This window comes from Burkholderia sp. GbtcB21, assembly GCF_019091065.1.
Lineage (GTDB): Bacteria > Pseudomonadota > Gammaproteobacteria > Burkholderiales > Burkholderiaceae > Burkholderia > Burkholderia pyrrocinia_C.
The window spans coordinates 36,168-56,251 of sequence record NZ_JAGXKA010000012.1 but is presented as its reverse complement, the minus strand read 5'-3'; the positions used below and the strand labels follow the sequence as shown (position 1 = coordinate 56,251).

General features: G+C 65.9%; 16 protein-coding genes. 3 read left to right on the top strand and 13 right to left on the bottom strand.

The window, feature by feature from the left end; translation table 11 throughout:
• Window positions 1–2: 2 nt before the first annotated feature.
• The 7 genes from KVT39_RS24475 to KVT39_RS24445 all read right to left on the bottom strand — a co-directional run bounded on the left by KVT39_RS24475 (window position 3) and on the right by KVT39_RS24445 (window position 10,928).
• Window positions 3–2,834: a T6SS effector BTH_I2691 family protein gene (locus KVT39_RS24475; RefSeq protein WP_217590394.1), complete on the bottom strand. Its 2,832-nt coding sequence runs from the start codon at window positions 2,832–2,834 to the stop codon at window positions 3–5.
• A gap of 5 nt (window positions 2,835–2,839) precedes the next feature.
• Complete coding sequence (locus KVT39_RS24470; protein ID WP_131947653.1) at window positions 2,840–3,859, bottom strand: DUF4123 domain-containing protein; 1,020 nt, start codon at window positions 3,857–3,859, stop codon at window positions 2,840–2,842.
• A gap of 5 nt (window positions 3,860–3,864) precedes the next feature.
• Window positions 3,865–6,396: a type VI secretion system Vgr family protein gene (locus tag KVT39_RS24465; protein ID WP_217590393.1), complete on the bottom strand. Its 2,532-nt coding sequence runs from the start codon at window positions 6,394–6,396 to the stop codon at window positions 3,865–3,867.
• Between the two features lie 248 nt (window positions 6,397–6,644).
• The gene (locus KVT39_RS24460; RefSeq protein WP_034183331.1) at window positions 6,645–7,097 is read right to left on the bottom strand and encodes a hypothetical protein; all 453 of its coding nucleotides are present in this window, start codon (window positions 7,095–7,097) and stop codon (window positions 6,645–6,647) included.
• Window positions 7,097–8,497 (bottom strand): phosphatase PAP2 family protein, encoded by a 1,401-nt coding sequence (locus KVT39_RS24455; RefSeq protein ID WP_217590392.1) that lies wholly within the window; start codon window positions 8,495–8,497, stop codon window positions 7,097–7,099. The genes KVT39_RS24460 and KVT39_RS24455 overlap by 1 nt, the downstream gene beginning before the upstream one ends.
• On the bottom strand, window positions 8,494–10,263 hold the full coding sequence (locus tag KVT39_RS24450; protein WP_217590391.1) for a bifunctional alpha/beta hydrolase/class I SAM-dependent methyltransferase: 1,770 nt from the start codon (window positions 10,261–10,263) through the stop codon (window positions 8,494–8,496). The genes KVT39_RS24455 and KVT39_RS24450 overlap by 4 nt, the downstream gene beginning before the upstream one ends.
• A 59-nt stretch (window positions 10,264–10,322) precedes the next feature.
• The gene (locus tag KVT39_RS24445; protein ID WP_034183470.1) at window positions 10,323–10,928 is read right to left on the bottom strand and encodes a CDP-alcohol phosphatidyltransferase family protein; all 606 of its coding nucleotides are present in this window, start codon (window positions 10,926–10,928) and stop codon (window positions 10,323–10,325) included.
• 462 nt (window positions 10,929–11,390) lie between these two features.
• On the opposite strand from KVT39_RS24445, the gene KVT39_RS24440 reads away from it, so the two are divergent.
• Both KVT39_RS24440 and KVT39_RS24435 read left to right on the top strand, forming a co-directional pair.
• Window positions 11,391–12,020, top strand: a complete 630-nt coding sequence (locus KVT39_RS24440; protein WP_034183469.1) for a lysophospholipid acyltransferase family protein — start codon at window positions 11,391–11,393, stop codon at window positions 12,018–12,020.
• Between the two features lie 37 nt (window positions 12,021–12,057).
• On the top strand, window positions 12,058–12,987 hold the full coding sequence (locus KVT39_RS24435) for a phosphatidate cytidylyltransferase (RefSeq protein WP_034183328.1): 930 nt from the start codon (window positions 12,058–12,060) through the stop codon (window positions 12,985–12,987).
• Window positions 12,988–13,031: 44 nt separating this feature from the next.
• Here the strand turns inward: KVT39_RS24435 and KVT39_RS24430 are convergent, their stop codons facing one another.
• The 3 genes from KVT39_RS24430 to KVT39_RS24420 all read right to left on the bottom strand — a co-directional run bounded on the left by KVT39_RS24430 (window position 13,032) and on the right by KVT39_RS24420 (window position 16,638).
• Window positions 13,032–13,847 carry a topoisomerase IV gene (locus KVT39_RS24430; RefSeq protein ID WP_217590390.1) on the bottom strand — a complete coding sequence of 272 codons (816 nt, stop codon included), beginning with the start codon at window positions 13,845–13,847 and terminating at the stop codon, window positions 13,032–13,034.
• Between the two features lie 56 nt (window positions 13,848–13,903).
• Window positions 13,904–14,659 carry a hypothetical protein gene (locus KVT39_RS24425; protein WP_254640632.1) on the bottom strand — a complete coding sequence of 252 codons (756 nt, stop codon included), beginning with the start codon at window positions 14,657–14,659 and terminating at the stop codon, window positions 13,904–13,906.
• A gap of 149 nt (window positions 14,660–14,808) precedes the next feature.
• A complete protein-coding gene (locus tag KVT39_RS24420) occupies window positions 14,809–16,638 on the bottom strand; it encodes a methyl-accepting chemotaxis protein (RefSeq protein ID WP_105390658.1) in 1,830 nt (609 codons plus the stop codon).
• 141 nt (window positions 16,639–16,779) lie between these two features.
• On the opposite strand from KVT39_RS24420, the gene KVT39_RS24415 reads away from it, so the two are divergent.
• Window positions 16,780–16,959, top strand: coding sequence for a hypothetical protein (locus KVT39_RS24415; RefSeq protein WP_254640631.1), 180 nt, complete (start codon window positions 16,780–16,782; stop codon window positions 16,957–16,959).
• A 34-nt stretch (window positions 16,960–16,993) separates the two neighbouring features.
• Here KVT39_RS24415 and KVT39_RS24410 read toward each other — a convergent pair whose 3' ends face one another.
• Genes KVT39_RS24410 through KVT39_RS24400 form a run of 3 tightly spaced genes read right to left on the bottom strand, consistent with a single transcriptional unit; the run spans window position 16,994 to window position 20,001 of the window.
• The gene (locus KVT39_RS24410; RefSeq protein ID WP_034183467.1) at window positions 16,994–17,305 is read right to left on the bottom strand and encodes a hypothetical protein; all 312 of its coding nucleotides are present in this window, start codon (window positions 17,303–17,305) and stop codon (window positions 16,994–16,996) included.
• Entirely contained in the window at window positions 17,305–18,663 is a 1,359-nt protein-coding gene (locus KVT39_RS24405) for an acyclic terpene utilization AtuA family protein (protein ID WP_217590389.1), read from the bottom strand. Before KVT39_RS24405 ends, KVT39_RS24410 begins: the two co-directional genes overlap by 1 nt.
• A 39-nt stretch (window positions 18,664–18,702) precedes the next feature.
• Window positions 18,703–20,001: a CitMHS family transporter gene (locus KVT39_RS24400; protein ID WP_105390655.1), complete on the bottom strand. Its 1,299-nt coding sequence runs from the start codon at window positions 19,999–20,001 to the stop codon at window positions 18,703–18,705.
• Window positions 20,002–20,084 lie beyond the last annotated feature (83 nt).

The window sequence follows — 20,084 nt, the reverse complement described above, 5'->3', positions numbered from 1 at the left end:
CATCAGATACCGTTATCGGACTTCAAACCGACACTAGCGAGGGCCTTCTCAAATTCTTCATGTTGCTTATCGATCGCCCATGGCGGGCTATCCGGGCTCTTACCGAACGTGCATTTCTCGAACCATGTCTGCAATTCATTATCGGAGAAATATGCGATCAGAAGCTGCAGCACCACCAGCGCCACGGCAACCTCCCAACCGGCAAGGAACAGAACCACACGACCAATCGCCAAAAGGCCAACGCGTTCAGTGATGATAATTCCGGCCTCCTCGGCCGCCACTCCGATTGCCCTCTTACCAATTTCGTTAGCCGCTTGCCGTCCTGTAGCCGTGCCTGCAGCTATTGCGCTCGACCGCGCGGTGGCACCTGCAATACCGGCGCCGACCTTCCCGATAAATACCACGCCACGCCCGCCCGTAATCCGAGCGACTAATGGAGCAGATGAGGTCAATGCCGTGAGAAAATTCGCTGTCGCCACTCCAAAACCAATCGATGCCTTAAAAAAATAGGCTACTGCTGCGGAATACTGATTTTTCCCCGTGCTTTCAAAGGCCTTCCCAAAATCCAGAACCATCCCAATCATCGCCGACGCCCCACCAAAATACCCCGTAATCGCCTTCAGATTGGTCAACGTCCGCGCCGCATCCTTCGCCAGCCCTGTCATCAGCTTCGTCGACGCCTGCAGACACGCGGACATCGACGAGAACCCGCCCGCCACCAGCATTGCGTAGTCCTCGCCCTTCTTGTCCGCCTTCGCAAGCGCACAACCGAAGCTCAGCAATTCGATCACGGCCAAGGTACCACCGATCCGCACGCCAAGATTGACGGCCTTGCCTTCCTGCGTCAGCTTGACCGCATTCCACTTCGCGCGATAGAGCTGGCCGCCCTCGTGTTCCGCTAGCGACTGTATCGTCCTCACGAATGCATCCTTCGCCGCAATCCCCTGGCTGCGCAATGTCCGATATCCCTGCTGCAACTTCAGGCGCAAATCAGGCTCGACCTTGACCGCCTGCCTGACGAGATCGATCGTGTCCGCCTTGCTGATACCGACGCGCAACATCAGCGCGCCGCGAATCATGAAAGTGCCCGCGCAGTCCCCCAGCACGCCCAGCCCAGTCCATTTGAACAGCGCGTTGCCCATCGTGATGACGAGACCGTCGCCTTGAATACTCTTCAAGTACTTTTCAGATACCGATATCGGGTTCTGATGCTCATGAACCTCAGTCATCTTCTCCCGAAAATCGACGAAGTTCTTCAGTTGCTCCAGCACCTTGCCGATCTTGTCGGCGATGTCGCTGACCGGATCCGCCTTGGTCGTCTTGTTCGCGATCGCCTGTGCCAGCAGTTCCTTGATCTCGGCCTTCGGATGCTTCTGGTTGTAGGCGAACGCTCGCCACACGAGGCTGGTCGGCAATGTCGGATCCATGTTGTTGACCAGATCGTAGACGACGGCCGCGCCGCGATCTTCCGACGGCAACCCGTTGATCGCCTGAACGATGACCTTCTCGAATGCCCGACCGTCGTCCGCGTTCTCTTCGTGATAATCATGCAACGCCGCGATGAACGTGGGCGCCTTCAGCCACGCCTTCACATCGGGCGTACGCCGGGCCTGAATCGCCTTGACCGCGTCCTGAACGGACTTGAACCACGGCCGGAAATCCCCGAGCTTCCGAAGATTCAGTTTGTCCTGGTACTTCGGCCACTCGGCGTCGCCGATCGTCTTCGCTTCTTCGGGGCTGATCACGCCCGCTTCCTGAATCCGCCTGTCCGACGCCGCCTGCTGCTCCGGCGTGATGACGGCATAACTCGGAATCCCGTCCATCGCGCCGGGATTGTTCAACATGCCTTCCCAGCCGGCCCGCAACGCGGACCGCATGCGGCTCTTGAACGCAACCGCACCGTTTCGCACGGCCACTTCCGCCGCATCGATCGACAGCATCGCGTCGATCTGCGTGCCCTGCTCCTTGACATACAAGGACAACATGCTGCCTGCGTCGTTGCGAAAATCGTTCAGTTCGTGCGCGTTGCCGATACCATCCCACAACGCCAGCATCATCGGCGGATGAGATTGCCCCTTGCCGGTCGAGCCGATCGTGTTCATCAATTTGACCAACGCTTCGCTCGTGGACTGCGGAGAGGCCTGACGGATATGCAACGGATACCGGGTCGACTCCCGCCCCATCAGTTTCGGATCGTACACGCCCGCCTTGTCGGTCAACGGCTGATCCTTCGGATCGAGCAGCTTGGGATCCAGACCCGGCATGTACTCGACGACGTCATCGATACTTTTTCGGGTTGCGACGACGGCATGCTTTTGCGGATCGTTGCCGCCGTTGATCCATTTCGACGGCTCGATCCACTGCATGCGCTGTTCGAGCAAGGCAGGATTTGCCTCGTACCGCTTGAACGTATCCTCGATCCACGCGTGTTCCGAGAACGCGATATAGACACGGTTCGTGCATTTCTCCGGACGCTCGATTGCGATCACATCCATCGGTACCGCAATCGCTCGTTTAGCGCACGCAGGATGCGTGGAAGGTTGGTCAGGCAGCGGGCGCGACTGCTTCCACAAGCGCCCGTCTTCCGTCACCTTGTATACTTCCCATCGTTTGGGACCTCTCGCACTCTGGACATAGTAGAGGTACAGCCACCCGTCCCGGAGCGTGCGCAACCCGTAACGATGCGTCGTCAACGGAACGTCAGTGACGCCCTTCCCGCCAATGCCGTCCGGCAATCTTGCAGGAACGGTATTCGGCAAAACCGTATAGCGGACGGGAAGGATCGCCAGCCCCGTCTTCTGGCAATTCGCGCATTCTTGTTCAGTAGTCGCCATTTCTGTTATTCGTGTCTCGTGTCTGTCATCGGCCGGCGTGACTCGATCGAAGACGACGCCCTCTCGTCATACCACCCACCGCGTCGGATTTCGTCGATTTCGCCAGGCTGGAGGTGGCCGATCGCTGCGGTATAAAAATCGTCGGGCGAACACTGCTGCAACGCCTTCGCAACCTCGGGATGCCGGTCGAACCAGGGATGCCAGTCAAGCGCATGTCCGATGAACGCAACCAGATCGTCACGGTCATGCAGCCCGTATTGCTCCGCACGCGCGGCGGCAGCAACGGCCGCTGCCACTTCCGCAGGTATGGGCTGACGGCCTGCCGCCAATGCATGCAACGCGATTGCGCGGTTGACGAGGCCATGACGATGCACGCCCGGCCATTGCGCCTTCGCGAGCGAAAATGCCTGACTCGATTCAGCATCCCTGCCATACGCACGCGGCTTCGCACAGGCATCGAGCGCATGCCAGACCTTGACTGGCCCAAGCAAGGCCTGCTGCTGTCGCTCGGTCAGTACTGGCCAGATCAGGCCCAGTGCACGCGTGTCGTAGAAACGCAGCGCACATAAACGCCCTCGCTCGTCATACTGCAGCACCTGCCTCGACCAGTGCTCGGCGACTTTGTCAGGCGACGCAGAACTCGCCAACCATCCGCCGACCCGCTGCCCGAGGCCCTTTGCCATCGACGCAGGACGCCTGTCTTCGAATGCGAGGCGCACACTTTCTCTCAGAAGCGCGACGCCCGCTGACGAAGACAGATCCAGTTCGACGAGGTAGGGTTGGTGTTCATCCGGATATGCGTCGTGCGCGATCGTCACGACCGCGCGCGTCAACTCGCTGAACACAGAGCCTTCTTCGTTCGGCAAATCGCGCTGGGCCGGGTCGACGACCAGCAGACAGCGCATCTCCGGTTGCTTGTCAAAATGAGCATGCAGCACACTCATCGTCGTATCGATTGCCGCTGCCTCGCTCGACACATCCATGCCTTCCTGACGCTCTGCGTCGCGGTTGTTCGGACGACTCATGACGACTACTCCAACACCACGCTCGACGCGCTGTCGGCCGACGCCGACGCCGTCTTCCACGCACACCCCTTCGGCACGCTCGCAATCGGTGAAGGCAGACGCATCGATGACGCACCCGGCTTGTCCCACGATGCGCATTTTTCGAGAATCTGGCCACTCGTTCCGTTCTCGATCAAGTCAGGCGTGATCTTGATATACGAGCCCCCGGCGCCGATCCAGATCTCCTTTTCGGCAGAGATGACGACACGTCCACTCGAACTGGTGACCGTCACGTCGTTGAGCGCGGCGAGTTTCATCTCGTCGCTCTGCGCCTGAATCTCGACCTTGCCCTTGGACGCGAACAGCTTGATCCCCGAGTTCTGCGCGAACAGGCTGATCTTTTCCATCACACTCGCGATCAGCGATTTGCCGGCGGCAACGTGCGTACTCCTGCCGCTCACGATATTGACTTGCTGGTTTGCCGTGAGCTGCGCCGAATCCTGCGTCGACACGCCCACGCCAGCGGGACTTGCGATCAGCATGATCGGCGTCGAGAACCCGTTTGCGCTGCCCGTGCCGCCACCTCCCGTCCGCCCGCCGCTGCCCGCGCCTCCCGCCACGTTGTATTGCGTGGCATCGGTAAATCGCTTCAGTGCGTCGTGCCCTTCCTCCAGACTTTCGGCCTGATTCGCGGCGCTCGCCTGAGACGTCAGCTCCACCACGCTTTCCGCGCTTGCCAGTTGCTCGGACGCCGCGGTCACGTTCAGCGGCTGGTTTACCGTTGCAGAATGTGTCGAGACGAACAGCCCTTGCCCCGCGCGAATGGCACCATAAGCGTCCGACTTGAGGTCGAAGCCGCTGCCGAGAAATGTACCGCGCGTATTGTCCGCATGCTGGATCAGGTAGCCGAGATGCAGATGCGACTGATAGCTGCTCGAATAAAGGTGAACGCGATTCTGCTGCGTCGAATCGTCCATCACGAGCTGGTTATAGCCGCGACCGCCATACTCGCGCGACCGATAGCCCGACAGCAGACCGTTCGTGTGCCACACCGGTTGCGTTGCGCCGCCGTACATCCTCGCGATAATGACCGGCCTGTCGCAGTCGCCCTCCATGAAACCGACGACGACTTCATCCCCCTTGCGCAACGGCTGAATGCCGCCGCGGTTGGCACCCGCGTCGAGAAATGTCGGACGTACCCAGCATGACGCACGCTCGTCCTGACCGTTGCGGCGATTCCAGTGAAACCACACCTTCACCCGGTTCAGCGAGTCGGTGTAGACCTCTTCGCCGTCCGGCCCGGCAACGATCGCGTTCTGTAGCTGCATGACCGGCTTCTTGTGATCGAACGAACTGCGAAACGGCACATTGCGCGGTTGCGCTTCGACCTGCACCTGAAAGAAGCCCTCGCTGCCGTCGGCGTGATGCACCGTTGCACCAGTCTTCGCCTTTGCGATTTCCGCGGCCAGCCCGTCGGGAAATGCCTCGATCCGGTCCAGACCGGGCAGATTGTTGCTGATCAACCAGTCGACACCGAGCAACACGAATTCGCGATCCGGTTGGCTCATCGCGTCATGTACCGGATGGCCGCGAAGCTCGAAGCGCCTTCCCGGCATCGCGCAGCGTAAAGCGCCAACGCCATGAAAGCGCTTCATCCGCGACATCCTCTCCTCGAGGCGAATCCGTACGAGACGCTCGCCCTGAGCCCGATCCGACCACATGTACGCACCGGGGTAGTCGTAGATTTCGCCATCCGTCGGCAGATTGCCATGCACATCGGTCACCCCCTGGACCTGCCGGGGAAGATCGGGCCGCTTGTAGTCGAACGAGCGTGACGTCAGCTGTGCGCTCTCGATCTGAAGTTGCTCCTTCCATTGCGCGAATCCGTCCAATTCGCCGCCAATTTCCATACGACCGAACTGGACAACGGATTGCCTCAGCGTCGGGACGAAGTAGGCGTCGTCCGTGACAACCATCATGTGAGAACGGCCATTGTCCGCCTGCTCGAAGTAGGGAAACACGCCTGCTTCTTCCATGCTGCGATGAACAAAATTGAGGTCGTATTCCCATTGCACGCGATTCGAATACGACGGCAGCGGCTTATGAACGTCGAAGCGGAATGCGCCACGCGCCTGCGGGTGTTCGTTGAAGACGTCGGTCAGGATCTGTTCACCGTTCTGCTCCTGCCAGTCCCGCATGTCGCGACGCAGGCACAGAAAATAAAGCCACGATGAAAATGCGAGCTTGTAATAGGTAAGCGGGCCGTCCGCCCCCAAACGGCTGAATCGGTGCACATAGCCATGGATCGGCATGTATGAACCGTCGACCTGCTGAATCCACAGTGTGACTGGTTTGGCGAGCAGTGCTTTGAGTTCGATCTGCCCGCCGCGCGCAGAAACGACATCGATCACGAACTCATAATCGCGCCCCAGTCTGGCGGTGCCCTTGACGTAGAGAGGCAGCAACCAATCGACGCCGAGCGGCGTATCGAGTTTGATCAGTCGATTGTATTGCGCGTCGCCGAGACGCAACGCCTCATAAAGTGCGGTGTTGCTCATGCAGCATGCCCTCGGTTGTTATTAAGGCGGGATTTCTGCCGAGCGAAGATTATAAATGCCTTTCATATGAATTCCATAGAAAGGCAAAAGTATGGTTCGTTGAATCGGAAATTACTACGTGACACCCCTTCGGCGGACGAAGGAGTCCCTGATGCGTCAGGGGTAAATATTGCCTATTTACAGCCGCGCATTAAGAAAAATGTTCCCGCCCGGCTATATTTCCTCGAAGAAACCGTACCAGCAAACCGCTACCCTACCTGCGGCATCGCGATCGCGAGCCCGACCACAACCCACTGCACGACCGCGACGAGCACGCCGGCCCGGCACAGCCCGATCGCGCCGCGCACGCGTGCGTCGAGCGCGCGCCCGGCCTTCGCTGCGTCGATCCAGCCGAGATCGGCGAGCGCGCGGTCGAGCGCCGCGAGCCCGTCGTCGACCGACGCATCGCCCGCCGCCGCGCGCGCCAACGCGGCGAACAGCCGGCGGTCGATCTCGATGCGCACCGCGTACCACAGCGCCGCGATCCCCGACCCCGTACTGACGACGGCCAGCAGCACGCGCGCGATCGTCGCCGGCGCCCAGCCCGATGCAATCCACCAGCCCGCGCCGGCCGCGGCCAGCGCAGCCGCGATCGCCCACGCGCCCGCATCGAGCGCGCCGCGTGCGGCGGCAATCCGAAATGGAGCGGACGGATCGCGCATCACACGCCTCCCGCGCTGCGACGGCGATCGATCCAGTGCTGCAGTACGGCCACGCCGTCGTCCGACCACACCGCGTGCGGCCGCACCGCGCGCACCGCGGCAAGCGCGTCGCGCGCATCGCCGAGCCCGCGCCGCGCGGCGAGCCACGCAGCCGCACACAGCACGCTGCGCCCATAGCCGAGCGCGCAGCAGACCAGCACGTCACGACCTTCGCCGTGCAGGCGCTCGAGCGCCGCGACTGCCTGCGCGAGCTGCGTGGCCGTCGGCGCGACAAGATCGAGCTGCGGCACGGCCGCATATGCGAGCGACGCATCGGCCGCCGCCCAGCGCGGCATCTCGGCGGTCAGGTCGACCAGCGCCGTGAAGCCGTGGCGTCGCACGTCGCGCGTCGTCGGCGTGCGGCCGATCGACACGCGTTCGTCGATCCGCACCGGCGCCGGCTGCCGGAACGTCCACAGCCGCGAATTGACGAACGCGCCGGCGATCGTCGGCGCGAGCAGCCAGCGGATGAAGACCGGGAAACGCCCGTGCGCATCCTTCTGAAAGGCGCCGGGCGCTCCGCGCCGGTAGAGCCACGCGACGCACGCGAGCGCCAGCGCGATCCACCCCGCCGCCAGCGCCCAGCCCGGCGCGCGCGGCACGCACCACAGCGCCACGAGCGCGACCAGCGCCGCGCCGAGCGCATAACGACGCGCGAGCGCGCGGCCCACCGCGCCCGGCGACGCATCGGCGCCCGGCAGCCGGCCCGCGGCATCGCGCAGCGGAAACAGGAACAGCGCGAGACAGCCGACGGCCGCGCCGGTCGGCACGTCGATCGCGTGATGCTGGTAGGTCGTCAGCACCGACACGCCGATCGCCGCGAACCACAGATGCAGCACGACGCGCGCGACCGTGCCGTGCAGATGCTTCGCATAGACGGCCCACAGCACGACGAGCAACCCGATGTGCAGCGACGGCGCCTGGTTGAACGGCTTGTCGAACCCCATCAGCAGCGTGAACAGCGCGCCGGCCGCGCCGCCCGGCTCGGGCCGCTCGAAACCGAAGCGCAGCGGCCACGCGATGAAGCACGCGACCGACACCAGTTGCACGGTGAGCAAGCGCTTCACGTGATCGAGCAGATCGTCGCGGCGCGTCCAGAAGAAGAACGACAGCGCATACAGAAGATCGATCGACCAGTACGGCACGATCGTCCACGGCACGAACGGGATCGCGTGCTCCCAGCCGAACGCGAACGTCGGCACCACCGCGCGGTGCGCTGCGAGCCAGTTCGCGAAGCCGTACGTCGAGAAGAACACGGCGCCCATCGCCGCGAGCCAGCCGAAGCGTAGCGCGAACGACGCGTCGCGCGCGCCGGCCGTCGTCTCGGCGAGGCCGCTCGTGCCGCCGCCGAGCGCGCTCATGACGCGTCGACCCGCTGCGCGAGGCTGACCGTGAAGATGCCCATCTCGTCGATCCGCTGGTCGAGCTTGCGGAAGCCCGCGCGCGCGACGAGTTCGTCCATCTCCGCCTGCGAGCGGCGGCGCATCACCCAGGTCGCCTCGCCGCGGTGATTGTTCAGCGCACGTGCAATGAATTCGAGCTGCGGATGCCACGGCTGCCCCGTATAGACGAGATAGCCGCCCGGCGGCACGGCCTGCGCGAGCCCGCGCAGCGAACGTTCGATCAGCGCGTTCTCGCCGAACAGTTCATAGAGACCCGACACGATCGCGAGCGTCGGACGCGGCTCGAGCGTCGCGAGCGACGTCTCGTCGAACGCGTCGCCGCGCTCGAAGCGCGCGATCGGCTCGAGCCCGCGCTGCGCGATCAGCACGCGCCCGGCCTCGACGTTCGGCGGGCTGTAGTCGCGCAGCGTGATGTCGTCGGGCGCCGCGCCGTCGCGCTCGGCGGCCGTCGCGATCGCGTCGAGCACGTAGCGCCCGTGCCCGGCCGCGATGTCGACGATCCGCACCGGCGTGCCGCGGCCGCGCAGGCGGCCGATCGCCGCGCCGATCAGCTCCTGCAGATGCACCTTGCGCTGGCGGATGCCGACCCAGCCCGGCGAATCGAGATACGTGCGGTCGACCAGCGCACCGACGCCGAGCCGCCCTTGCGCGCGGTTGCGGTACACGTAATCGAGCGTCGAGCCCGAATCGAAACCGAGCCGCAGCCCGAGCGCGATGCCGTCCGACAGCGCGCCGCCCGCTTTCAGGCCGGCGCGCGTGAGCGCCCAGTACGCACGCGCGAACACGTTCGCGGGCGGCCGGCCGAGCGCCGCGTATTCGTCGTGGAACGCGCCGCGCCGGTCGGCGTCGGCGAGCGACACGCGCGGGCTCGGTGCATCGAACTCGCGCAGCACGAACGCGCGCAGCGGCGCGAGCGCCTGGGCGCGGTCGCGCTCGCCGAGCGTGTCGTGATAGAAGCCCGGCAGCACGATGCGCTCCTTGCGCGCCGAGCCGAGCCGTTCGAAGAAGCGATCCTGCGGGCCGCGATGCACGACCCAGTCGGCGCCCGAGATCAGCAGTTGCGTCGGCACGGTGATCGCGGCCGCGTCGGCGACGATCCGCCGCGCGGTGTCGTGCAGGTCGAGCAGCATGTTGACCGCGATCGGCCGCGTGATCAGCGGATCGGACGCGTAGCTCGCGATCCGCTCGGGATCGTGCGTGAGGAATTTCGGCTTCACGTAGCTGTTCACGTAGAACAACCCGCGCAGCTTGTGCATCAGCCGCAGGCCCGGCCGCGCGAACGGCACGTAGAGCTTGATGTGGAACGCCGGCGACGCGACGACGAGGCAGCGGATCGGCGGCGCGTAGTCGTGCGCCCAGGTCGCGGCGAGCACCGCGCCGACGCTCTGGCCGACCACGGCCATGTCCTCGATCGCGATGCCGTGCGTGTCGCGGATATGCTCGACGAAGGTCTGCAGGTCGCGCACCGATGCGGCCGCGCTCGGGCTGTAGCCGCGCGCGCCGGGCGAACGGCCGTGGCCGCGCGCGTCCCATGCGAAAAACGCAAAATCCGGCAGGTCGAGCTCGTCGACGAGATGCGCGACGCGCGCCGAATGCTCGTGGCCGCGATGCAGCAGCACGATTGCGCCGCGGCAGCGCGGGCCCGTCGCGGGCCAGTGACGATAGAACAGCGTTTCGCCGTCGTGCGTGATGAAGTCGGCCTCGCGGGCCGTGCGTGCGCTCATGTGATCTCTCTCGTTTCGTTATTCGAATCATGTGGCGCCGCCCTCCGGCGCCTCGTAGGTCAACCGCCCTTTTCGGCGATGCCGGCCTGCACGCGCCGCACCACCGTCACGATCGACAGCACGATCAGCAGGCGCCACAGCCACGCGGCGATGCTGCCGACCGGCAGGCCGAAGCCGATCCACAGCGCGAATGCGCCGAGGGCCAGCGCGCGGTCGCTCTTGCCGAACGGGCCGTCGTAGCGGCGCGTGGCGCCGACGAGCGGCCCGATCAGCCCCGCGCATTCGACGATCACCGCCGTCAGCGCGAACAGCCAGACGTCCGCCGGAGCGAACGCGGAAATGGCGAGGAACGGCAGCACGAGCGCGACGTCGGACACGACGTCGCCCAGCTCGTTCAGGTACGCGCCGAGCGTGCTCTTCTGCCCGTGTTCGCGCGCGAGCATGCCGTCGATCGCGTTGAGCGCCATCCGCGCGAACAACCACAGCGGAATCAGCAGGAACAGCACGCGGGCGAATACGCCGAGCCCGGCGAGCGCACCGACGACGATCGAGCCGCCGGCCGCGAACAGCGTGACCTGGTTGGCGGTGACACCGCGTTCGGCGAGCGAATTCGCGAACGGGCGCAGACGGTCCTGGAATTTGGGTTTGAGTGCGTAGAGGCTCATCGTTTCGTATTCGTATTTTTCGCGCGGCACAGTCGGACACGTTTCCCGCCGCCATGCCCCGGGCGGCGAAACGGCCTTCGTCGGCCTTCAATGGACGGCCCCCATCGTCGCCGAGCAGCACCGATGCGTCAAGCATGCGCCCGGCCCGCCCGCGCGGCGCCAATCTGGCGTTTTTGACGGAAACTCGCGATAATCCGCTGGCCCGATCGCAGCGAAGATCCATTCGAACTGCAAACGGGCGCTCGTGCAACAGCCGATCATCACGCCGCCGACCGGCACATTCGCCGCTACGCAACGTGGTGTGACGGCGAACCGTCCGATTATCGCGGACCTGCGACAGGCAGCCACGAACTTGAAAAAATTTAAACAAAGGCCGTTCGGCGCGCATCCTGCCGCGCCGGCATTCCGGGATCCCGTCCGCCGCACCTGCGGCCGGGCATGCAGGCAGGAGGCACCGCGCCGATGAACATCGTCAACGTCTGGCAGCGCGATTTCCTGCTGTCCATCGTGCGGCTCGTCGCCGGCGCGTATCCGGTCTGGCATCAGGCGCCGCCGTCCCCGACGCAGAAGATCTATTTCTCGAACCACACGAGCCACATCGACACGCTCGCGATCCTCGCCGCGCTGCCGCGCGACGTGCGCGCGGTCGTGCGGCCGGTCGCCGCGCGCGACTACTGGGACAGCAGCGACATGAAGCGCCACATCGCGCAGAAGCTGCTGAACGTGGTGCTGATCGACCGTCACCGCGAATCCGGCGGCGACCCGCTCGAACCGGTGCGCGACGCGCTGCGGCAAGGCCACTCGATCATCATCTTCCCGGAAGGCACGCGCGGCGCCGACGTGCTGCCGCAGCCGTTCAAGAGCGGGCTGTTCCATCTCGCGACCGAGTTCCCGAACGTCGCGCTCGCGCCCGTCTACCTCGAGAACCTGCAGCGCATCATGCCGAAGGGCGCGATCTGGCCTGTGCCGCTGATCTGCAAGGTGCACTTCGGCGCGAACGATGCGCTCGGCGACCAGGAAGACAAGCCGACGTTCCTCGCCCGCATGCGCGACGCGATCGTCGCGCTCGCGCCGCAGCGGCCCGCGGGCTGAACGCGGCGCCCTCCTCTCCCTTTTTCCGGATATCCCCATGCGAACTCTTTTCTGGGAACTGGTCGCGGGCGTCACGGGCGTGCTCGTCGTCGCCACCGTGATCGGTGCGATCCTCGGCGCACGCAGCGGCGGCACGAGCTCGACCATCGTCAACCTGAACCAGCGCATCCGCGCGTGGTGGGCGATGATCGCGATCATGGCCATTGCGATCGGCCTCGGCAACAACGTCACGTATCTCGTGTTCGCGCTGCTGTCGTACCTGACGCTGCGCGAATTCATCACGCTCACGCCGACCACCGCGAGCGACCACACGACGCTGTTCATCGCGTTCTTCGTCGCGATCCCCGTGCAGTACCTGCTGCTCGGGATCAACTGGTACGGGATGTATTCGATCTTCGTGCCCGTGCACCTGTTCTTCGCGATGTCGCTCGTGTCGGCGCTCACGCAGGACACGCGCGAATTCCTGAGCCGCAACGCGAAGATCAACTGGGCGTTGATGGTGTGCGTGTACGGGCTGAGCCACGCGCCGGCCGTGCTGATCCTCGACATTCCGCGCTACGCGGGGCAGAACGCGCTGCTGCTGTTCTTCTTCCTGGTCGTGGTGCAGATCAGCGACGTGCTGCAGTACGTCGTCGGCAAGCTGTTCGGGCGCCGCAAGATCGCGCCGCAGCTGTCGCCGTCGAAGACGGTCGAAGGCTTCGTCGGCGGCGGCCTGCTCGCGACGCTGTGCGGCGCGTCGCTGTATCGCGTAACGCCGTTCAGCTTCGGCGCGGCGTTCGGGATCTCGCTCGCGATCGTGATCGCGGGTTTCGTCGGCGGGCTCGTGCTGTCGGCCGTCAAGCGCTCGCTCGGCACGAAGGACTGGGGCTCGATGATCGCGGGCCACGGCGGGATGCTCGATCGCGTCGACTCGATCTGTTTTGCCGCGCCGGTGTTCTTCCACCTCGTGCGTTATCTGTACGTGTGATGCGCGGAGGGTGCGACGCGTCCTTCGCGTCGCGCTGCAACCACTCAATACCCTTCCCGCACCGCCTTCGGCACGACGTAGCGGCCTCGCGCCGCGTCGAATTTCACCACGTAGCGCGCCCGGACCGCGCGATCGCCGCGCGTGCCGGTTTCGGTCACAATCAACGGATAGACGGCGCCGGTGCCGGTCAGGTCCGGCGTGATCTCGAAGCGCAGCGCCTCGCAGCGCACCGGTGCATTCGCGCATTCGCTCGACTCTGCATTGTCGAGCGCCTCATTGATGCGCGCCGCCGCAAGCACCAGCGCATCGCCGTACGGCAGCCAGATCGAGCGGATACGTTGCGTATAGCCTTGTCGCGAGTCGCCGTCGCCGATGACGAAACCGAACAGGTGCGGCCCGAGCCGCTCGATGCTCGGCGTGCCCGGCTCGCCGCGCGTGCCGGACGCGATGTCCGTCTTCTTCAACATCGCTTCGAGCCGCTTGCCGTCCGGCGAAGGCTGCAGCACGTACAGATCGACCGTGCCCGGCGTGGCGTCGCTGTCCATGCCCGGCATTCCGTTCTGCACGGCCGCTTCGGTCTCGCCGCACATCGCGAGCAGATACCGCGGGCCGTCGGCAGTCGCAACGCGCAGCGAGCCGCACGGCGAATAGATGGAATCGCCTGCGTCCGACTGCCAGCCCTTGCGGTCCGCGCGCCACGTGCCGTAGCTGTCGCTAATGAACTTCTGCAACTGACGGTCCGGATGAATCGGATCGGTCGCGTGGACGGGCGACGACGCGGAGAGCGCGGCGAGCACCGCGAGTGCGGCTAGCGAAGCCGCGAACGGCTCGCGGCGTTTTTTTCGGTGCTGGACAGTCATGACGAGGTCCGGTCGGATTGGAAAAGCGTGTAACGGACGGTTGCGGGCGCACACGATCAGGGTCGCCGCGGCGCGCTGCCGTTGCCGTCCGGCTTCAGCCGCGCAGTTTGCACCCACCCTTCGGCAATGCCGTTCGTGCGCGGATTCAAATAGACGACCGACGTGAAACGGCCGTAGTCGATTCGCGCATCGACGTGGTCATGCTCTACGATGAACAACCCGTCGATCCGGCATGCGTCATCAGGCGCGGAAAAGAACGGCAGGCGCCCCTTGCCCGTCGCGACGCGGCCCGTATCGCTGCCCGTCACGTAATCGCCCTGCGCTTGCGCACGGCGGTTCAATGCGTCGCAATCGACGGTGCCGTGCAGCGGTGCGGCCGGTGCAGCACACGCTGACACGAAGCGCGACAGCGCATGCCGGTCGATCGCCAGCACGTCCGGCCGGTCGGGGTCGCGCGTAACGTCGAGCGCACGCATCGCTTGCGTATCGAGCGTCACCCAGCCGATCGTCGCATCGCGGTTCGGCGTGCCCGGGTGGTCGAGCGTGACGAACAAGCGAATGCGCAAGATGTTGCCGTCGCGCTCATCCACATTGGCGTGGATCGCGCGCCGGTCCATCGCGGTCTGCCGCAGCGCCGGCACGATCAGTTGCGTCAACTGCTCGTCGCACGATGCCGGCTGCGCGGCAGCAACAGCCTGTGCGGCCGTCACGCCTACGCACGCCAGCGCGGCGCGCACAGCGACGGCCGCCAACCGGCGGCGACGCCCGGCCTCGCCATTCGCGCCGGCCGGCGTTACGATTTCGTTCTTCATTGCAGGACCCGGTCGATGCGCGCGGCCCGCGCCGCGCGCGCGGGCATGCACCCGCGAGCCCGTAGCGTACACGCACGGCGCCCGTTCCGCCGGCCCGTTCCCGCCCCCTTCGTGCATCCCTCTTGTAGGCTTCGGCAACCGCAGCCGGATCACGCCGATGCCGTTTCAGCCCGGTGCGAACCCGCGAGCTTGAATTCGCCGACCGTCTGCGCGAGCTGCGCCGCCTGCTCGCGCAACAGCGCCGCGGCGGCAGCCGATTCCTCGACGAGCGCCGCATTCTGCTGCGTCGAGTGATCGAGCTGCGACACGGCCTGGTTCACCTGCGCGAGCCCGGTGCTCTGCTCGTTCGCCGCGACCGTCATTTCCGCGATCACGCTCGTGATGCCGCGCACGCCCTCGACGATCTCGTCCATCGTCGCACCGGCCGTCTGCACGAGTCCCGAACCGCCCTCGATCTTCTCGACGGACGACTGGATCAACTGCTTGATTTCCCTGGCCGCCACCGCGCTGCGTTGCGCGAGCGTGCGCACCTCGCCCGCGACCACCGCGAAACCCCGCCCATGCTCGTGCGCGCGCGCCGCCTCGACGGCCGCATTCAGCGCGAGGATGTTGGTCTGGAACGCGATGCCGTCGATCACGCCGATGATGTTCGATATCTCGGCCGACGCCTTCGTAATCTCGCCCATCGTCGCGACCACCTCGCTCACCACCTCGCCGCCGCGCACGGCGACACCCGACGCCGATTCCGCCAGCCGGCTCACCTGCGTGGCCGCATCGGCCGAGTTGCGCGCCGTGCCGGCGATCTCCTCGAGCGCCGCCGCCGTCTCCTGCAGGCTCGATGCCGCAAGTTCGGTGCGGCTCGACAGATCCTGGTTGCCCTGCGCGATCTCCGCGCTCGCCACGTTCACGGATTCGCTGAAGCCGCGAATCTGCAGCAGGATCGCACTGATCTTTTCGGCAAACATATTGAAGGCGTGCGCGATCTGCGCGGCCTCGTCGCGGCCGTCGGCCGGCAGCCGCTTCGTCAGGTCGCCGCTCCCGCTCGCGACGTCGGTCAGCGCGTCGCGCACGAGCAGCACGCGCTTGAACGCCGCGTTCGTCAGTGCGCCGACGAGCGCTGCCGCGACGCAGGCGACGACGAGGATCGCAACGAGCGTCGTCGTCGCGACGGCCCGCATGCCGGCCGTCACGTCCGACCGGTCGAGCGCCATCACGAGCGACCAGTCCGTCCCGGCGATCGGGCGCGCGCGGAGCAGCTTGGTCACGCCGTCCACGTCGATCGCCACCGGTTCGGTCGCCGCCTGCAGGCCGGCGAGGCGCTCCGGCGTCAGTTCGGGCGACAGCTCGACGGCCGGCTTCATGATCAGGTCGGTCTTCGCGCCCGCGATCAGGCGCCCGCTCTTGTCGACCAGGAACGCGAAGCTCGACGGCGTCGGGTGCATCGATGCCACGATCGCGCTCGCGCGCTCCATATAGAGGCTCGCCGCGAGCACGCCCTTCAGCGCGCCGCCGCGAACGATCGGTGCGGCGAACGCGAAGGCGGGCTTGCCGGTCGACGCATCGCGGTACAACGCCGTGACGACGAGCCGGCCGGCCTCGACCGCCTGCTTGAACCACGGGCGCGCGGTCGGATCGTAGCCGGCCGCGAGCGGGACGTTCGAGAACGCCGTGCGGTCCGGCAGGCCGAGCGTGAGCACCTGGAAGCCGCCCGATTTGCCAAGCAGCGTCAGCGCCGGCAGCGGGTCGCCTTCGCCCGGCGCCAGCGTGTCCGCGAGCGCCTGGGTCTGCTGCGCGCGGCTCGCGACCCACTCGTCGAGCGCGAGCGCGTGGCCGGTCAGGACGGACTGCAGGTTCTGGTCGATGGTTGCGTCGTTGTGTTGCTTGACGACGTAGTAAACAAGGCCGCCTGTCACGGCCAGGGCCGTGACCACGATGGCGACGCAGGTCGCCAGAATTCGGGCGCGAATCGATGACAGCATGATGACGGTGATCTCCGGTTGCCGCGTTGTTGTCGATTGGTCAAATGGGCACACAATCGTCCTTAACGACCACGCGAGACGCAACTTGAGGTTCGACTGGTCAGACCGGAGAAAAAAGTAGCGAAACCGGGCGGCAAAAGCATGCACGACGTCGTGTTCGCGGGCGGCAGCCTCGCGGCCGATCCGTTCGGCAACGGGATTTTCGAAGCCGGCAACACCGAATCGCGCGCGCTCTACGACTATCGAAAGGGTCAGCGGCTGCACATCGCCGGCGAGCGCATCGAATACGCGGACGGGCGCCGCGAGATGCTGATTCCGTGACCTTGTGCCCGCACCCCGGTGCCAATGTCGTCCGTCACGCCGGGTCGGGCACCTCGATCGCCAGCAACGCCGAACTGACCGACTTGCCGTGCGCATCGAGCGCGAGCGAGCGCGTCACGCCGCCGCCGAGCGCATCGCGCAGCACGAAGTTGAACGCACCCAGCGCCGGCAATTCGTAGCGCACGACATCGCCGTGCACGATGCCCGCGAGCCACGCCTTCACCTTGCCGGCATCCAGATGGGTGCGTAGATGATCGTAATGACGCGGATCGCGGCAGATGACCGACACGTTCAGCGTATTGCCCTTGTCGCCGGTGCGCGCATGCGCGAGTTCACGCAGTTGCATCATGCCTCCACGAATGAAAACGACGGCGTCACGGCCGCGCGCGGCAGCAGCACCGACTGCACCGCGATCACCTCGCGCGTCGACTTGAACGCGCCGCCGCCGCCGGCCGGCCCGTTCGTATAGAGCGTCTCGACTTCGTTGCCGATCCGCGCCGCTTCATCGGCGCTCGCCGCGCGGCCGGCCACCCGCACGCGCACTTCGGCCGGCTCGCCGTGCACGGCCGGCGTCGCGTCGGCATACAGCGAATCGACGCCGATCAGGTCGAAGCGCAACTCGGTCGCCGCCACGCCGGTCAGCGCCAGCCGCTCGCGGACGATGTCGAGCGCGAGCCGCGCGCGTTCGAGCGCGCCGGGGCCGCCGTACGAGATCTGGCCTTCGCCGATGTAGCCGTCGACGTAAGCCACCGACACCTTCAGCGTATCGGGCCGCGCGGTGCCGCGCCCGCCCGTCACGCGTACACGATCGGTCGCCTCCTCGGCAACCGCGACGCGCGTGAAATCCGCGACGACGTCGGGCTGCAGATACCGCGCCGGATCGTGAATCTCGTAGAGCAGTTGTTCCTTGCAGGTCGCCGCGCTGACGCGGCCGCCCGCGTGCGCCACCTTCGTGATCACGACCGAGCCGTCGGCCGCGACTTCGCCGATCGGGAACCCGAGCCGCGCGAGATCCGGCACGTCCTTGTAGCCGGGATCGGCGAAATAGCCGCCCGTCACCTGCCCCGCGCATTCGAGCAGATGGCCGACGACCGTCGCCTGCCCGAGCGTGTCCCAGTCGTCCATCCGCCAGCCGAACGCGTGGATCAGCGGCGCGGCGAACAGCGAAGGATCGGCGACGCGCCCGGTCAGCACGACGTCCGCGCCGGCCGCGAGCGCGTCGACGATCGGAGCGGCGCCGAGATACGCGTTCGCGGACACGATGCGGTCGCGATACGCGGCGACTTCGTCGCCCGATTCCTCGAAACGGAACGCACCGCGCAGCACGACGTCGAGCACGTCGTCGCCTTCGACCGCCGCGACTTTCAATTGAGCGATACCGAGCGATTGCGCGATCTGCGCGGTACGTCTTGCCGCCGCGAGCGGGTTCGCCGCACCCATGTTCGACACGATGCGCACGCCCTTCGGCACGGCGATCGGCAGCACCGCACGCATGCGCGCGTCGAGCAGCGGATCGTAGCCGAGCGCCGGATCCTTGCGGCGCGCCTGCTGCGCGATCGCGATCGTGCGCTCGGCCAGGCATTCGAAGACGAGATAGTCGAGCTGCCCGTGCTCGGCCAGTTCGACCGCGGGCTCGATCCGGTCGCCCGAGTAGCCGGCGCCCGCGCCGATGCGCACGCGCCGTTCAGGTTGCTTTGCTGTCATGTCCGTACCATCGTCCGGCGGGCGCGCCGCCGGGAAAAATCAAAAGATGCCCAGCACGACGCACGCGATCGTCATCACGATCGAGGCGCCGAACAGCAGCGGGAACGTGAATTTCTGATGCTCGGCCAGTTCGATGCCGCACAAGCCGACCACCAGGAACGTCGCGGGCGTCAGCGGGCTGACCGGAAACCCGGTCGTCATCTGGCCGAGCAACGCGGCCTGTCCGACCTGTACGGCCGGCACGCCGAGCTGGCCGGCCACCTCCGCGATCACCGGCAGCACGCCGAAGTAAAACGAATCGGGATCGAACAGCATGCTGAGCGGCATCGACGCGAGGCCGAGCACCACCGGAATATGGCCGGCCATCGACGGCGGCACGAAACCGACCGCCGCCTGCGCCATCGCCTTCAGCATCCCGCTGCCCTGCATGATCCCCGTGAACACGCCGGCCGCGAGCAGGATGCCGGCCATCATCAGCGCCGCGCGCGCATGCGCATCGACCCGCTTCCTCTGCATGTCGACGTCCGGGTAATTCACCATCAGCGCGATGCACAGCCCGACCATGAACATGATCGCCGGCGGGATCTTCTCGCCCATCACGACCATCGTGCCGAGCACGACGAGCGTCAGCACGAGGTTGAACCAGAACAGGTGCGGCCGGCGCAGCGCCTGCTCGTCGGGCGTCAGTTCGCGCTTCGGCAGCGGGATCGATGCATCGTCGCGCGTGAGGCCGAGCCGCTTCTCCTCGCGCCGCCCGAGCCAGTACGCGACGCCGAACACGAACACGAGCCCGATCGCCTGAACCGGGATCAGCGGATTGAACAGCGCCGACACCGGCAGGTGCAGCGACGCCGACGCGCGGATCATCGGCCCCGTCCACGGCAGGAAGTTGATGCCCGCGGCCATCGACACGGCCGCGGCCAGCACGCGCCGGTCCATCTTCAGCCGGTCGTACAGCGGCAGCACGGCCGGAATCGTCACGAGAAAGCAGACGGCGCCCGAGCCGTCGAGATGGATCAGCAGCGCGAGCAGCGTCGTGCCCATCACGATGCGCGTCGGCCGCGTGCCGACCGCACGCAGGATGCGATCGATGATCGGGTCGAGCGTGCCGGCGTCGGTGATCGTCCCGAAATACAGGATCGCAAACACGAACATCCCGACCACGGGCGCGAGGCCCTTCAGCCCGTCGATCACGAACTTGCTGGTGTGCAGCCCGAAGCCGCCGAGCAGCGACGCCGCGATCGGCACGATGATCAGCGCGACGAGCGGCGACATCCGCTTCGACAGAATCGCGGCCAGCAGCACGACGATCGTGCCAAGCCCGAGTAACGGCAGCATCCGTGTCTCCTACCTTGTCTTTTGTTGGAGACGAGCGTAAGGTCGGCGCAGCAATAGCACAATTGAAATGATTTGATCGCAGC

Bases quoted from the DNA above. Each gene is read 5' to 3' on its own strand.
- KVT39_RS24410 (WP_034183467.1), bottom strand. From the start codon at position 17,305: ATGCAACTGCGTGAACTCGCGCATGCGCGCACCGGCGACAAGGGCAAT.
- KVT39_RS24465 (WP_217590393.1), bottom strand. From the start codon at position 6,396: ATGAGCAACACCGCACTTTATGAGGCGTTGCGTCTCGGCGACGCGCAA.
- KVT39_RS24400 (WP_105390655.1), bottom strand. From the start codon at position 20,001: ATGCTGCCGTTACTCGGGCTTGGCACGATCGTCGTGCTGCTGGCCGCG.
- KVT39_RS24455 (WP_217590392.1), bottom strand. From the start codon at position 8,497: ATGAGCGCGCTCGGCGGCGGCACGAGCGGCCTCGCCGAGACGACGGCC.
- KVT39_RS24460 (WP_034183331.1), bottom strand. From the start codon at position 7,097: ATGCGCGATCCGTCCGCTCCATTTCGGATTGCCGCCGCACGCGGCGCG.
- KVT39_RS24415 (WP_254640631.1), top strand. From the start codon at position 16,780: ATGCACGACGTCGTGTTCGCGGGCGGCAGCCTCGCGGCCGATCCGTTC.
- KVT39_RS24440 (WP_034183469.1), top strand. From the start codon at position 11,391: ATGAACATCGTCAACGTCTGGCAGCGCGATTTCCTGCTGTCCATCGTG.
- KVT39_RS24450 (WP_217590391.1), bottom strand. From the start codon at position 10,263: ATGAGCGCACGCACGGCCCGCGAGGCCGACTTCATCACGCACGACGGC.
- KVT39_RS24405 (WP_217590389.1), bottom strand. From the start codon at position 18,663: ATGACAGCAAAGCAACCTGAACGGCGCGTGCGCATCGGCGCGGGCGCC.
- KVT39_RS24420 (WP_105390658.1), bottom strand. From the start codon at position 16,638: ATGCTGTCATCGATTCGCGCCCGAATTCTGGCGACCTGCGTCGCCATC.
- KVT39_RS24435 (WP_034183328.1), top strand. From the start codon at position 12,058: ATGCGAACTCTTTTCTGGGAACTGGTCGCGGGCGTCACGGGCGTGCTC.
- KVT39_RS24445 (WP_034183470.1), bottom strand. From the start codon at position 10,928: ATGAGCCTCTACGCACTCAAACCCAAATTCCAGGACCGTCTGCGCCCG.
- KVT39_RS24430 (WP_217590390.1), bottom strand. From the start codon at position 13,847: ATGACTGTCCAGCACCGAAAAAAACGCCGCGAGCCGTTCGCGGCTTCG.
- KVT39_RS24470 (WP_131947653.1), bottom strand. From the start codon at position 3,859: ATGAGTCGTCCGAACAACCGCGACGCAGAGCGTCAGGAAGGCATGGAT.
- KVT39_RS24475 (WP_217590394.1), bottom strand. From the start codon at position 2,834: ATGGCGACTACTGAACAAGAATGCGCGAATTGCCAGAAGACGGGGCTG.
- KVT39_RS24425 (WP_254640632.1), bottom strand. From the start codon at position 14,659: ATGAAGAACGAAATCGTAACGCCGGCCGGCGCGAATGGCGAGGCCGGG.